The organism is Variovorax sp. GW823-FHT02B07, assembly GCF_058797695.1.
Genome location: NZ_JBXAJX010000001.1, coordinates 699557 through 712736 on the forward strand (window position 1 = coordinate 699557; position 13180 = coordinate 712736).

General features: G+C 62.8%; 12 protein-coding genes. 3 read left to right on the forward strand and 9 right to left on the reverse strand.

Going from position 1 to position 13180, the window contains the following annotated elements; genetic code table 11:
• Positions 1-89: 89 nt before the first annotated feature.
• Positions 90-1274, reverse strand: a complete 1185-nt coding sequence (locus AC1RGU_RS03355) for an MFS transporter (RefSeq protein WP_492694701.1) — start codon at positions 1272-1274, stop codon at positions 90-92.
• On the reverse strand, positions 1274-2113 hold the full coding sequence (locus AC1RGU_RS03360; protein ID WP_492684927.1) for an SDR family NAD(P)-dependent oxidoreductase: 840 nt from the start codon (positions 2111-2113) through the stop codon (positions 1274-1276). The genes AC1RGU_RS03355 and AC1RGU_RS03360 overlap by 1 nt, the downstream gene beginning before the upstream one ends.
• 143 nt (positions 2114-2256) lie before the next feature.
• Between AC1RGU_RS03360 and AC1RGU_RS03365 the strand changes: the two genes are divergently transcribed.
• Positions 2257-3372, forward strand: coding sequence for a CapA family protein (locus AC1RGU_RS03365; protein ID WP_492684928.1), 1116 nt, complete (start codon positions 2257-2259; stop codon positions 3370-3372).
• A 3-nt stretch (positions 3373-3375) separates the two neighbouring features.
• Positions 3376-4152, forward strand: coding sequence for an SDR family oxidoreductase (locus AC1RGU_RS03370; RefSeq protein WP_492684929.1), 777 nt, complete (start codon positions 3376-3378; stop codon positions 4150-4152).
• Positions 4153-4171: 19 nt separating this feature from the next.
• Here the strand turns inward: AC1RGU_RS03370 and AC1RGU_RS03375 are convergent, their stop codons facing one another.
• The 7 genes from AC1RGU_RS03375 to AC1RGU_RS03405 form a co-directional block, all read right to left on the reverse strand.
• Positions 4172-4906 carry an IclR family transcriptional regulator gene (locus AC1RGU_RS03375; protein WP_492684930.1) on the reverse strand — a complete coding sequence of 245 codons (735 nt, stop codon included), beginning with the start codon at positions 4904-4906 and terminating at the stop codon, positions 4172-4174.
• A 71-nt stretch (positions 4907-4977) separates the two neighbouring features.
• Positions 4978-6411 carry an aldehyde dehydrogenase family protein gene (locus AC1RGU_RS03380; RefSeq protein ID WP_492684931.1) on the reverse strand — a complete coding sequence of 478 codons (1434 nt, stop codon included), beginning with the start codon at positions 6409-6411 and terminating at the stop codon, positions 4978-4980.
• A gap of 39 nt (positions 6412-6450) precedes the next feature.
• A complete protein-coding gene (locus AC1RGU_RS03385) occupies positions 6451-8082 on the reverse strand; it encodes a GMC family oxidoreductase (RefSeq protein ID WP_492740789.1) in 1632 nt (543 codons plus the stop codon).
• A gap of 1 nt (position 8083) precedes the next feature.
• On the reverse strand, positions 8084-9070 hold the full coding sequence (locus AC1RGU_RS03390) for a Bug family tripartite tricarboxylate transporter substrate binding protein (RefSeq protein ID WP_492694703.1): 987 nt from the start codon (positions 9068-9070) through the stop codon (positions 8084-8086).
• Positions 9071-9092: 22 nt separating this feature from the next.
• The gene (gene tcuB / locus AC1RGU_RS03395) at positions 9093-10280 is read right to left on the reverse strand and encodes a tricarballylate utilization 4Fe-4S protein TcuB (protein WP_492694705.1); all 1188 of its coding nucleotides are present in this window, start codon (positions 10278-10280) and stop codon (positions 9093-9095) included.
• A complete protein-coding gene (tcuA, locus tag AC1RGU_RS03400) occupies positions 10267-11679 on the reverse strand; it encodes an FAD-dependent tricarballylate dehydrogenase TcuA (RefSeq protein ID WP_492694707.1) in 1413 nt (470 codons plus the stop codon). Before tcuA ends, tcuB begins: the two co-directional genes overlap by 14 nt.
• A gap of 20 nt (positions 11680-11699) precedes the next feature.
• Positions 11700-11879 carry a rubredoxin gene (locus AC1RGU_RS03405; protein ID WP_492684936.1) on the reverse strand — a complete coding sequence of 60 codons (180 nt, stop codon included), beginning with the start codon at positions 11877-11879 and terminating at the stop codon, positions 11700-11702.
• Between the two features lie 130 nt (positions 11880-12009).
• On the opposite strand from AC1RGU_RS03405, the gene AC1RGU_RS03410 reads away from it, so the two are divergent.
• Positions 12010-13179, forward strand: coding sequence for a thiolase family protein (locus AC1RGU_RS03410; protein ID WP_492694709.1), 1170 nt, complete (start codon positions 12010-12012; stop codon positions 13177-13179).
• The last annotated feature ends 1 nt before the right edge of the window (position 13180 follow it).

Genomic DNA, 13180 nt, shown 5'->3' on the forward strand with positions numbered 1-13180 from the left:
CGGGGAGGAGCGTCGACGGGACTGTACTGCGGTCGGCCGAGTACGTCAATAAATTTGGAATCAATTCCGATGGGTGGAACTTAGGATGGTCACGAATGCCGGGGCGCGAAGCGCAGGCGTCTGCCGAGCGTGCTGCCAGCAAGAGTCACCATGCCCATTACCCAGAAGACGCCCGCTGGACCGCTGATTGCAGTCACCGCTCCGAGCACAATCGGGATGGTCACGGCAGAGGCGTTCACCGTCATCATTCGGATTGCCAAGGCCTCGCCTTGCCGGTCGGCTGGCGTGATCTGGTGCAGCATGCTCAGTACCATGGGCTGCACGCAACCCAGGGTCATGCCGATTAGCGCGGAGCCAACGCACATCACGAGCGTCGACGGCGCGAAGGGATACGCAATGATGAGAACGCCCGCAAACGCCACCGCGAGCGTGATCAGTAGCCACTCGGCCAGATGAGCGGCGAACAGTGGGACTGCAATCCGCACTACGGCGACACCTGTGGCGCAGCAGGCCAGGATCGTGCCGATCTGCGAGGCATGCAGTCCGCGCTCATGGCCGAGCACCGGCACCATGAAGGCGTGTAGCTCCCATGAAATTGACATGAACAGGTTCATGAGCAGTAGGACGCTCATATACGGGGCACGTAGCAAGTCCCATGTGGTGCCCGCAGGCTTCGCGGGAGTGCCCTCTGTCGTGCTCTCGGTCGCCATCCTCGACAGCAGCCATGCCGCGATCGGCCATGGCGCCATGATGAGAAACGCGGCACGAAACCCTGCGTGGTCGATGATGAAACCTGCCGCTGCCGGGCCGATGACGATCGCCATCGCTGGGGCCGTTGCGACCCACGTGAAAACCGTACGACGCTGTGCAGGGGGTTGGGCAAGTCGGCCCACGTGTCGCTGCAGCGCGATGGCCGCCGCGCCGGTCGCTCCGCCGCATAGCAGCGCGCACAGACACAAGACGGGATAGATGGGCCAAGTGGCGGCCAAGCACAGGCCCGTGATCGCTGCGATGGTGCTGTAGGTGAGCGGCCGCTTGAGCCCGTTCCGGTCGGCGAATCTGCCCGCTGGCAACGCCAGGAACACCTGCATGAGCGCAAATTGCGCCACAAGCGCACCCACGGCCGCCTTGCTATAGCCCTGCGAGAGCGCGAGGAGCGCTGTCGTGAGCCGAGCGCCAGCCATCGCTGCATGCAGGCAGATCTGGCCGGCGATGCTTCGCGCGATCTCCCAGCCCAGGCGGAGGGCAGGGGGGTCTGCGCGACCCGCTGGCATCAGATGCGATTCAGAATGCGGCCGCCGTCAACGAGGAGCGAAACCCCGGTCACGAAAGAAGATTCATCGCAGGCGAGGAAGAGGGCTGCATTGGCCACATCCCAGGCCGAACCCTGGCGGCCCAGAGGCACCTTGGCGGCCCGTTCCTCCTCGATCTGCTCGCGTGACATCTTCCAAACCTTCGAGCGTGTCTCCACCGCCATTGGCGTGCCGATGAGCCCGGGCAGGATGCTGTTGGCGCGGATGTTGAAGGGAGCCTGCTGAAGGGCCAGTTGTTCCGTGAATGCAATCACACCAGCCTTGGAGGCCTTGTAAGCGGCATAAGGGTACTTGCCAGGCCCTGCGGCCGACGCTACGTTCACGATGGCACCGGAGCCTTGCTCCCGCATGATTGCGACCGCGTGCTTGCACGCGAAAACGGTGCCGCGCAAGTTGATGCGCACGACATTGTCAAAATTCTCTTCGGTGATCTCGAGCAAGTCTGCGTCGCCGCCGCCCAGGCTCACGCCCACGTTGTTGTGCAGGATGTCGAGCGAGCCCCAACGCCCTTGCGCTTCGGCCATGACCTCGGCGAGGTCTTTCTCGCGCGCCACATCCACTTCGAACGCTATGGCCTCGAAACCCTCTCCGCGGATGAGTGACGCGGTCTCTTCGGCGGAATCGAGTCGGCGGTCCGCGCACAGCACGCGCGCACCTTCACGCGCGAAACGCATGGCGGCGGCGCGGCCGTTACCGATGCCTTCGCCCGGACTCTGGCCCGCGCCGATGACCACGGCAGTCTTGCCCTGCAGGCGCTGGGCGGGCGTCCAACCCTCGCCTTGTCTTGATGTTGGTTTCATGGGTATTCCTCAGGTCGTAGTGGTGCGCGCTGTGCGCGTCATGCTGTAGGCATTCGTATGGGTTGATGATAACATCGGTTCTGATTGGCAGCATAAGTTCCATTCAGTGAAACTGCATACATCCATCCTCGCAAGGAGAAAAAATGAACTCTCAGACCAGCCTTCTGATTGGCGGTGATTGCGGGCCCACGCACGGCCCTGCACAAGGTTTCCCCATCGAGGGCTATACCGATCTTGTGAAGCCCGCGCTTGATGCCGTGGACCTGCGCTTTGTGAATTGCATGCGCACCTACTCGACGCGCGGTGTGAAGATGGACCATGCGCCGCAGGTCGGTCAGCCCATCGAGATGGCTGACATCTATACCAACGGCAGGTTTGATGCCGTCACCATGGCCAACAATCACAGCTACGACAGCGGCCCGGATGCATTGGTGGACACGCGAGAGCTGCTGAACTCGCGCGGCATCCAGGTGACGGGCGCGGGGCGCAACCTTGCAGAGGCGCGCCGTGCCGCTGTCTTCGAGCGCAACGGCGTGAGGATCGCTTACCTCGGCTACACGTCCGTCGGCCCGGCCGGCAGCGAAGCGGGACCGGACAAGCCCGGCATCGCGCCGATCCGCGTCAAGACTATGTACGAGACGCGCGGCCCGCACCAGCCGGTGCGTGTGCGAACCGAGCCCGACGCGAAGGACCTGGCCAATCTAGTAGAAGATATCGCCAAGCTGCGGCGTGAAGTGGACTTCATTGTGCTGGCCTTTCACGCAGGGGTGATCCGCCTGCCGCGCGTTATCTCTGACTACCAAGTCGCAGTGGCGCACGCGGCGATCGATGCGGGCGCCGACATGGTGGTGGGCCATGCGCCGCACCTGCCAAAGGCGGTCGAGATGTACAAAGGCAAAGCGATCTTCTACAGTATCGGCGTGTTCGCGATGACCAAGTCGTTCCCCGCTCCTTCGTGGAAGGAGCCGGCGTGGATGCACGGTGCCGTTCGAAATCACGCGGATTTGGATCCGGCGTACCCCTTCATGCCCTACGGCAAGGACTGCACGATCAGCCTCCTCGCCAAGGCTGTGGTGGTCAAGGATGGCAGCGCGCGCTATTCGTTCCTACCGGTGATGTTTGACGAGAAGTACCGTCCCGAAGTGCTGCGCCGTGGTGACCCCCGTTTTGAGCAGGTAGTCGACTATATGAAGTGGGCGTCCGAAGACATGCCGCACAGCTTCACCGTCGAGGGCGACGAAGTCGTCGTGTCGGAGTAAGCCATGGACCTCGGTATCAAGGGCAAGGTCGCACTGGTCACGGCATCGAGCGCGGGCATGGGAAAGAATATCTCTAACGCGCTTGCGGCCGAGGGCGTCAACGTTGTGCTGTTCGCTCGTACCGCTGAGAAACTCGAAGCAGTGGCTGCTGAAATCCGTGAAAAGCACGGTGTGAAGGTATTGCCGGTGGCCGGTGACATGCTGGCGCAAACCGATGTTGATCGCTTGGGCGCGGCGGTTCGCCATGAGTTCGGCGGCCTCGACATCCTCGTCCTGAATACGGGCCGCGCGCCCAATCCCCTTCGTGCCACGCTCGAGGAGACTGAGCAGCAGCGCTGGGACGAGGCGTACCAAAATCAGCTGTGGGGTGTCATCCAGGTGGCCAACGGGGTTTTGCCGCTGATGCTTGACCGGGGCTGGGGCCGCATCATTGCGATCACCTCGTCATCGGTCAAGCAACCAATGCCGCATCACAGCCTGTCCACAGTGTTTCGCGCTGGCGTTACGGCCTACATGAAGCACCTGGCCAACGAGGTGGGCGCCCGAGGCATTACGGTGAACTGCGTCGCACCTGCGTTGATCGACACGTCACACCGCACTGGTGGCGCGGCTTACACGCAGGCTCAGGCGGAAGCTCGCAGGAAGCTCACGCCGCTTGGGCGTATGGGCAAGCAGGAAGAGGTATGCGGCGTGGTGACGTTCCTCGCGTCGATGCAGGCCGGTTTCGTCACCGGCTCCAGCATCAACGTCGAAGGCGGGATGGTCGGCGCGATGATCTGACGGCGTCGCCAGCAGCCCCTCAGGGCATCTGCGCGCCGAACTGCAGCGAGATTTCGGCTGCGGCATCCACCGCGAGCTTCACGAATTCCTTCTCGTGCATCTGCATGCGGACACTGGGCCCGCCGATGGACAGGCAGTAGTGGACCTGACCTTCCACGTCCTTGATGGGTGCAGAAATCGCCGACACGCCAAGCAGGCGCTCGCCGTGTGACACGGCAAAGCCCTGCTCGCGCACGGCGGCGATCTCGGCCATCACTTGGGCTTGAGTTTTCTTCATCGCCTTGGCGATCGACGCGGCGATGGGCGTCAGCTCTTTCTTTTCCAGGTAGGCGATCAACACCTTGGTGGCTGAGCCCGCCAGCAGTGGCACCTGCTCGCCGGGCTGGATCACGCTGCGCAGCGCCGACGACGTGGACATCGCATCGATGCACACCCGGTTGCGCCCGACCACGGTGTGGATGGACACGGTCTCTTTGGACTTGTCGGCCAGCTCGGTAATCACTGGCCGGGCGATTTCGCGGATGCCGAGCGTGCTCTTGACGAGGCCCGCGAGGCGCGTGAAGCGGAAGGACAGGCAGTATTGCTGGTCTTCGAGGCGAACGAGGTAGCCTGCTTTCTCCAGGCTCTGCACAATCCGGAAGGACGTGGACTTCGGAAGATCGATGCGGTCGGCGATTTCCTGAAGAGTGAGGGTGTTTCTCTCGGTAGTGAAACTCTCGAATACGGCGAGTATTCGCTGCACGGAACGCATCATGATCGGAGGGGTGGGCAAGAATTCTGTGAAGACTCTAGTAGATCACAGTATCTCACCCACCGGAACCCGAATCACATTGCGTCAGCCACCTCGAACCCGATCATGGCCTTGACCTCGAGGTATTCCTCAAGCCCGTACACACCGACCTCGCGGCCGTTGCCCGATTGACCGTAGCCGCCCATGGGGGCAACCAGGTTGCTGGGGGCACCGTTATAGAAGATGCGGCCTGCGCGTAGACGCTTGCCGACTTCCTTGCCTTCGGCCAGGTCGCCGGCGTAGACGTAGCCGCCGAGGCCGTAGGGCGTGGCGTTGGCGATCGCGATGGCTTCGTCCACGGTCGAGTAGGCCATCACCGAAAGTACCGGTCCGAAAATCTCTTCTCGGGCAATGGTCATTTCTGGGCTGACGTCGGCGAACACCGTGGGGCGGATGTAGTAGCCCTTGTCCAGCCCTTCAGGCCGGCCAGGGCCGCCGCACACCAGACGCGCCCCCTCGTCGATGGCGCTTTGAATGTACTTCTGGATCTTCTCGAACTGCGAGCCGTTCGCGACCGGGCCCATGGTGGTTGCGCTGTCCTGCGGATCGCCGACCTTCAGCTTGGCCACCTCTTGCGTGAGCAACTCCAGCACCTGCTCTACCTGATCCTTGTGCACCAGCATGCGGCTCGGTGAGTGGCAGGATTGCGCGCTGTTGGAGAACCCACGCACGATGTTGAAGCGTGCGGCGCTCGCTAGGTCAGCGTCGGGCAGGATGATGTGCGCCGACTTGCCGCCTAGTTCCTGGCACACGCGCTTGACGGTGTGGGCCGCCGCCTCGGCGACCAGGATGCCGGCTCGCGTGGAGCCCGTGAACGACACCATGTCGACGTCGGGGTGCCTGCAGATGGCGGCACCCACGGTGGGGCCGTCGCCGTTGACGAGGTTGAAAACCCCGGCCGGCACGCCCGCTTCATGGAGCACTTCGGTAAGCAGAATCGCGCTTACCGGCGTGACCTCGCTGGGCTTGACAACCACTGCGCAGCCGGCCGCGATGGACGCCGCGAGCTTGGTCACCAGTGTCTGCAGCGGCCAGTTCCAGGGAGTGATAAGGCCGCACACACCAATCGGCTCGCGGCGGATGATGTTATTGCCCAGACGCGATTCAAACTCGTAGTCTCGCAGGACGGTGACGGCCTGGCGGAACGCCGCCACGGCCGAACCGGTTTGTCCCTTCAATGTTCGGGGCGCCCCCAACTCTGTGGTGATTGCCTCCATGATTTCGTTTTCACGCGCTTCGAGCTTGCGCACGATTTGCTCGAGAAGCTCAATGCGGCTGGACTTGCTCGATTCGCTGAATGACACGAACGCCTTGCGCGCAGCGGCAACAGCGCGGTCCACGTCCTGCGAGCTACCGAGACTCACCGTGGCAAACACCGTTTCGGTCGCGGGATTGATGAGTTCCTGCGTACGGGCCTGCAGGGGCTGGACCCATTCGCCGTCGATGTAGAAGTTGCCGTAGTGTTTCATGATGAGCCTATTGGGTGTGGGAGGGGAATGGGGCGATGGTCACGCGGTCGCGTGGTCCGTATGGGATGCCAATATGAGGTCGGCGGCTTTCTCGCCGATCATGATGCAGGTCGCATTGATGTTGCCCGACGTGATGCGCGGCATGATGGACGCGTCGGCGATGCGCAGGCCCTTCACGCCGCGCACGCGCAGCGCCGGGTCGACTACTGCATTGGGGTCGCCGCCCATGCGGCAGGTGCCGCACGGGTGGTAGATCGTGTTCGACCGGTTGCGCACGTAGTCCAGAATCTGCTCATCGGTCGTCACGGCCTTGCCCGGCAGATACTCCTCAGCGACGACACGATCCATAGGTGACGTGGCGAGCACCTCCCGCACCTTGCGCATTGCGCGAACGAAGAACTGCCGGTCTTCTTCGGTGGCGAGGTGATTCGGATGGATCGCCGGTGGCGTGCGTGGATCCCCGTCGCGCAGCTCGACGCGACCGCGGCTGCTCGGCCACGACTGCGTGACCGACACGGTAAATGCTGAGAACGGATCCGGATACTGGCCGATGCCTGGCACGCTGAACGGCATGAGAAAGGCCTGCGCGTCCACCCTTGGTTCGCTCTCGCGTGTCCGGAAGAACATGCCGGCGTGCGCCGACGCGAAAGTGAGCGGTCCTTGCCGCTGAAACACAAAGCGAGCGCCCATCAGCAAGCGCTTTCTCCAACTGCGCAGATCGTCATTCACTGTGATCGGATCGCGAGTCTTGCACACGACGCGAATCGCAAGATGGTCCTGCAAGTTGCGTCCCACTTCCTCGCGTTGCGCGACCACAGGGATGCGGTGCGCTTGCAACTGCGCCGCCGGTCCCACGCCCGACAGCATGAGCAGTTTGGGCGTATTGAGCGCGCCCGAGCACAGGACCACTTCGCGCGACGCGCGGGCATGCTGAGAGTTGCCGCGCGAGTCCCGGTACGTGACGCCGACGGCTGTGCGGCCATCGAACAGGATGCGCTCGACTTGTGCACGGGTTTCGATGCGCAGGTTGGGGCGGCGCTTGGCTTCGCGTAATGCGCCGATGGCGGAGTTGGAGCGCAGGCCGCGCCGCACTGTGTGGTCATAGACGCCGATGCCGTCTTGCTTCTCGCCGTTGAAGTCGTCGTTGCGCTCGAGTCCGGCGTTGATGCCGGCCGCGATGAAGTGGTCGCAAAGCGCCGACGGTGTACGCGACTTCGTGACACTCACCGGGCCGCCCTTGCCGTGCAGCGGGGTATCGCCCAGGTAGTGGTCCTCCGATTTTCGGAAGTAGGGCAGAACATCGCTCCAGCCCCAGCCGTCGCAGCCGGCTTCTTGCCAGCCATTGAAGTCCTCGGGCTGGCCTCGCACGTGCACCATGCCGTTGATCGCACCCGAGCCGCCCACGACCTTGCCGCAGGCCAGGTACACGCTGCGGTCGCCCAAATGGGGGACCGGTTCGGTCTGAAAAGCCCAGTTCACCTTCTTGTTGGTGATGGTCTTGCCTACCCCGAGCGGAATGTGAATCCAAGGGTTGAGGTCCCAGCCACCTGCTTCCAGCAGAAGAACGGAGTACTTGCCGTCCTCGCTCAGGCGGCTGGCCACGATGGCGCCGGCGCTGCCTGCGCCGACAACGATGAAGTCATGAAGCAAGTCGGCCTGCATGGTGGGCATTTCAGAAATTGCCCACCTTCACCGTCTTGCCGATCTCCTTCCACTTGGCCAGCTCCTTTTCGATGAGCTGGCGAAACTCGGCGGGGGTGCTTGTGGCAGGACGGAATTGCGCACCTTCGAGCCGCTGCACTACATCAGGCATGACGGCCGCCTTATTCATCGCGTCGTTGAGCTTGGCGACGATGGGTTGTGGCAGGTTGGCCGGACCGACCAGGCCATAGAAGAGGTAGTTACCCAAGTCCTTGAGTTCTTGTGCGCCGCTTTCGTCGAGGGTGGGAACATTGGGTAGAGCGGCGACGCGTTGCGCACCTGTGACGCCGATCGCGCGGATCTTGTTGTCCTTGATAAACGGCACCGTGAACGTCGTGATCGCGATGGCGAAATCCAGTGTGCCGGCCGCCATCTCGCGTGCCACCTCCGCGTCGCTCTTATAGGGGATGTGCACCAGCTCCGTCTTCGTGAGCATCTTCATCTGCTCGGTCAGGAGGTGGTTGGATGACCCAATGCCAGCGGAGCCGTAGTTCAGCTTCTTGGGGTTTGCTCGGGCATAGGCCAAAAGCTCAGGCACTGTCTGGATCGGCAGATCGTTCCTGACCACGTACATCGCCTCGACCGTCGCGGGCTTGGCGATGAAGGTCATCTGCTTGAGGGGGTCGTAAGGCAAGTCGGTGCGCACGCCAGGACCTCGCACCATGCTGCTGGCACTCGTCATCATGAGCGTATAGCCGTCCGGCTGCGCGTTCACAAGTGGTGTGATCGCCTGCAACTCGGATGCCCCCGGCTTGTTCTCCACGATGATGGGTGCGCCTAAGATCTCCTGCAGCTTGTGCGCGTAGATACGTGCGATCGTGTCAACACCGCCGCCCGCGGCAAAGCCCACCAGGATCTTGATAGGGCGCGATGGGTATTGCTGCGCTTGCACAGCGCCCGAAGCGAATGCGAAGGTGCAAGCGGTCGCGATGATCCGCGTAAAAGATATCAATGGCACGTCTGTCTCCTGATGCTAGTTATTAATCCGAGCCGAGTTGCAGGCGATTCGGCTGTCGCTTCTCGACTGCGTGACGAAGCAGCGCCGCGCTGCGAAAGATGCCGTGGGCAAACTTTCCATAAGGCAGAGTTGCGAAGAGCGCCATCACTGCGCCGAGGTGAAGGCATAGCAACAGCGCGAGCGCCGGCGTGCCACGTCCGATCCATAGCGCCAGTCCGCTCGCGCTGGTGAGGAAAAGCAAGGCAATGAAGCCGAGGTCCATCGGCTTTTGCGCAGCATCGGACTGCAGGGTATGGCGCCGGCGATTGAGGTGCCAGAGTCCCCCGGTGCCGATCATCAGGCTCACGCCTCCCACCGCTCCGAGCAGTTTGGGAAGGCTCGGCAACTCGTAGGGCGCATGCCACCCGAGGACGTAGTGATAGAGCGTCGCGACGGAGGTCGCCGCGAAGCACAAAAGGAAGCCGTAGAAGGTAAAGTGGTGGAAGCGACGCCGACGCAACGTGTACGCATCGTCCTCGTCGTGACAGCCCTTGCCGTGGCCGCCGTCGAGGTACTTGAGGCTCAGCACCGCTTGAGTCGCTTCCGCCGCCGCCGGCGCGCTCACGGGTGCGCCGCTGGTCGCGGGCTTCAGCTCGCGCCAGAAACGTGTCACGCCCATTCCTAGCGCGAAGACCACAAACAAAAATACTGGCCCAAAAAGGCTGACTAGCAGGTTGTGCGGAAACAGGTTGTAGAAGTTTCCTTGCAGCGGGGCTCCCCATAGCGTTCCCTTGAACGCCATTGCCAGCATCAGAAACAACGCCAGTCCCGCCGCCAGCGCAAGCGACAGGGTCAATCCGTTGCGTTGATATAACTTGCCCAGCGCTGGTGGCCAGGCGTAGTCGGCGTAGGTCTGGCCCCGCACCTCTGCCATCGCGCGCGGCACGTTCACCGCGAACTCGTGCGGCGGCGCGTACTGGCAGGCATGCAAGCACGCGCCGCAGTTGTGGCAGAGATTGGCGAGATAGTGGATGTCGGCGCGGCCGAACTCCAGCCTCCGCGTCATTGCTGGGAAGACCGCGCAGAAACCTTCGCAATAGCGACAGGCATTGCAGATTTGCATCTGGCGCCCGACCTCGGCCTCGCGTTCGCTCAGGATCGGGATTACAGCGCGCCCGCCGCTACTTGCGAGCGAGGCGGCTTCACGCGTCAGAGCATCAAGCGATTGCATGCCGTGCTTCCTTCAGAGTATTCGCAGCCTTGGCGGCCTGCGTGCCTGCGATGCGACCGAAGGCCGTGCCGATGGCCATCCCGACGCCCGCGGTGTAGCCCTTGCCGAGTACATTGCCGGCCATCATTTCGCCTGCGACGAAGAGGTTGGGGCTTGGACGACCGTCGAAATGCACGGCTGATTCATCATTCACTCGCAAACCCAGATAGGTAAAGGTGACGCCGGGACGGAGCGCATAGCCGTAGTACGGCGGGGTGTCGATCGGTCGCGCCCAATGCGTCTTGGCGGGCGCCAACCCTTCGGTGTGGCAATCGTCGAGTGCGGTGTGATCGAAGGTGCCGACACGGCAGGCCTCGTTGTAGGCGCTGACGGTTTCGACGAAGGCCGCTTCAGGCAGGCCCAGCTTGCGCGCGAGTTCCGGTAGGCTGTCGGCCACCGTTCCCGGAAATACCGGCGGCATGAAGCGACCGATGGCCTTGCGGTCGATGATCGAATAGCCGATCTGTCCCGGCTGCTGCGCTACCAGCCGGCCCCAGATCGCGTAGCGCTTGGGCCAGAAGTCCTCACCCTCGTCGTAGAAGCGTTTCGCCTCACGGTTGACCACCACGCCGAGCGACACGCAGTCGATGCGTGTGCAGATGCCACCGTCGTACAGCGGCGCACGGGCGTCGATTGCGACCATGTGTGCCTGCGTCGGATCGCCGATCGAATCGGCACCAGCCTTGATCATCGCCTTGAGTAGCACGCCTTCGTTGAAGCGGGTGCCGCGGATCAGAAAGTTCTCCACTGGGCGCTCGCCACGCTCGTTCACGCCCCAGGCTTCGCTGAGCCACTCGCGGTTGGACTCGAAGCCGCCAGCGGCCAACACGCAACTGCGCGCCTCGATGCGCTCGCCCTTGGCCGTCAGCGCTGCGACAAAGCGGTCGCCATCCAGCTCGACCGAGACGATGGGCGTGTCGTATCGGATCTGTATTCCCAGCTTTTCGGCGCTGCGGAAATAGGCATTGACGAGTGCCTTGCCTCCACCCATGAAGAAGGCGTTGGTGCGCGCCACGTGCAGTGCGCCGGACAGTGGCGGCTGGAAGTGAACGCCGTGGCTGCGCATCCAGTCGCGGCAGGTCGACGATGCACGGATCGCGATCCGCGCGAGGTGCTCGTCAGTGAGTCCACCGGTGACCTTCAGAAGGTCCTGCCAGTACTCTTCCTCAGGATAGGCATCGACAAGCACATCCTGCGGTGCATCGTGCATGCAGCGCAGGTTACGGGTGTGTTGGGAGTTTCCGCCGCGCCATTCGCGCGGCGAGGACTCGACCAGCAGCACGCTGGCGCCGGCCTCGCGCGCCATAAGGGCGGCGCACAGGGCAGCGTTGCCGCCGCCGATGACCAGAACATCGATCATGCTGGATTTGCCTTACGTTGTCAGATTTCGATCATTTCGAAGTCGGCCTTGGTTGCCGAGCACTCGGGGCAGATCCAGTTCTGGGGCACGTCGGCCCAGCGCGTGCCGGGCGCAATGCCGTCCTGTGGCATGCCGGCGGCTTCCTCATAGACGAAGCCGCACAGGATGCACTGCCAGACTTTGAAAGGGGTGTCGTTCATGCTGTCTCCAGTTGCGTGTGGCTTGTGCGTGCGGCGATGTTATCATGAGTTCTAACAGTCAACACTAATTCCAATCAGTGGAACTGTTGGGCAAGAAGAATTCTCAATCCAACACGGGTAACCTGCAACCATGACGATCAAGGGCAAGGCTTACATCATTGGGGCGTACGAGCATCCACTGCGCAAGGCGCCGGATCATTCGCTCGCTCAGCTGCACGCCGAAGTCGCTAAAGGCGCGATCGAGGACGCGGGACTGTCCCGCACTGACATCGACGGCTTTTTCTGCGCAGCCGACGCGCCCGGCGCCAACGCCTGGTCGCTGGCAAGCCATCTCAACCTGGAAAAGCTGCGCCACATCGATTCGACTGACATGGGGGGGTGCTCGTACCTCATGCATGTCGCGCACGCGGCGCAGGCGATTGCGGCGGGCAAGTGCAACGTTGCGCTCATCACGCTGGCGGGCCGACCCAATTCCGAAGGCAGCTCCGGCACCACCGTGCGTGTCCGCGGAACCAACCTGCCGGAATCGCCCTATGAGTTTCCGTACTCGCCGGTCAACCTCAATCTCTATGCAATGAGTGCGAAACGGCACATGCACGAATTCGGGACCACCTCCGAGCAGCTCGCTTGGATCAAGGTCGCAGCGTCGCACCACGCGCAGCACAACCCCCATGCCATGCTGCGCGACTTGGTGACGGTGGAAGACGTGCTCGCCTCGCCCGTCATCTCCGATCCGCTGCACCGGCTCGACTCCTGCGTGGTGAGCGATGGCGGTGGCGCCATCATCGTCGCGCGGCCTGAGATCGCGAAGTCACTCAACCGGCCACGCGTGAAGCTGATTGGTGCCGGCGAGACGACTAAGCACCAGTCAGGCGGCAAGATCGACCTCACCTACACCGGTGTGGCATGGAGCGGACCGCGCGCCTTTGAGGAAGCGGGCGTGACACCCGCCGATATCCAGTACGCCTCCATCTACGATAGCTTCACCATCACCGTGCTGTTGCAGCTCGAGGACCTCGGGTTCTGCAAAAAGGGCGATGGCGGAAGGTTCGTTATGGATGGGAACCTGATCTCCGGAGTGGGAAAGCTGCCCTTCAACACGGATGGCGGTGGCCTATGCAACAACCATCCCGCCAACCGCGGTGGCATGACGAAGATCATCGAGGCGGTGCGCCAGCTGCGCGGCGAAGCCAATCCCAAGGTGCAGGTGCCCAATTGCCAGCTGGCGCTGGCTACCGGCATCGGGGGGGCCATCGGCCACCGCCACGGCGCCGCCACTGTCATTCTGGAAAGGGAATAAG

What these genes read in the sequence shown, in the direction of transcription:
- AC1RGU_RS03405 (WP_492684936.1), bottom strand. Translation starts at nt 11,879, where the DNA reads ATGAACGACACCCCTTTCAAAGTCTGGCAGTGCATCCTGTGCGGCTTC.
- AC1RGU_RS03370 (WP_492684929.1), top strand. Translation starts at nt 3,376, where the DNA reads ATGGACCTCGGTATCAAGGGCAAGGTCGCACTGGTCACGGCATCGAGC.
- AC1RGU_RS03355 (WP_492694701.1), bottom strand. Translation starts at nt 1,274, where the DNA reads ATGCCAGCGGGTCGCGCAGACCCCCCTGCCCTCCGCCTGGGCTGGGAG.
- AC1RGU_RS03360 (WP_492684927.1), bottom strand. Translation starts at nt 2,113, where the DNA reads ATGAAACCAACATCAAGACAAGGCGAGGGTTGGACGCCCGCCCAGCGC.
- tcuA (WP_492694707.1), bottom strand. Translation starts at nt 11,679, where the DNA reads ATGATCGATGTTCTGGTCATCGGCGGCGGCAACGCTGCCCTGTGCGCC.
- AC1RGU_RS03365 (WP_492684928.1), top strand. Translation starts at nt 2,257, where the DNA reads ATGAACTCTCAGACCAGCCTTCTGATTGGCGGTGATTGCGGGCCCACG.
- AC1RGU_RS03380 (WP_492684931.1), bottom strand. Translation starts at nt 6,411, where the DNA reads ATGAAACACTACGGCAACTTCTACATCGACGGCGAATGGGTCCAGCCC.
- AC1RGU_RS03385 (WP_492740789.1), bottom strand. Translation starts at nt 8,082, where the DNA reads ATGCCCACCATGCAGGCCGACTTGCTTCATGACTTCATCGTTGTCGGC.
- AC1RGU_RS03410 (WP_492694709.1), top strand. Translation starts at nt 12,010, where the DNA reads ATGACGATCAAGGGCAAGGCTTACATCATTGGGGCGTACGAGCATCCA.
- tcuB (WP_492694705.1), bottom strand. Translation starts at nt 10,280, where the DNA reads ATGCAATCGCTTGATGCTCTGACGCGTGAAGCCGCCTCGCTCGCAAGT.
- AC1RGU_RS03375 (WP_492684930.1), bottom strand. Translation starts at nt 4,906, where the DNA reads ATGATGCGTTCCGTGCAGCGAATACTCGCCGTATTCGAGAGTTTCACT.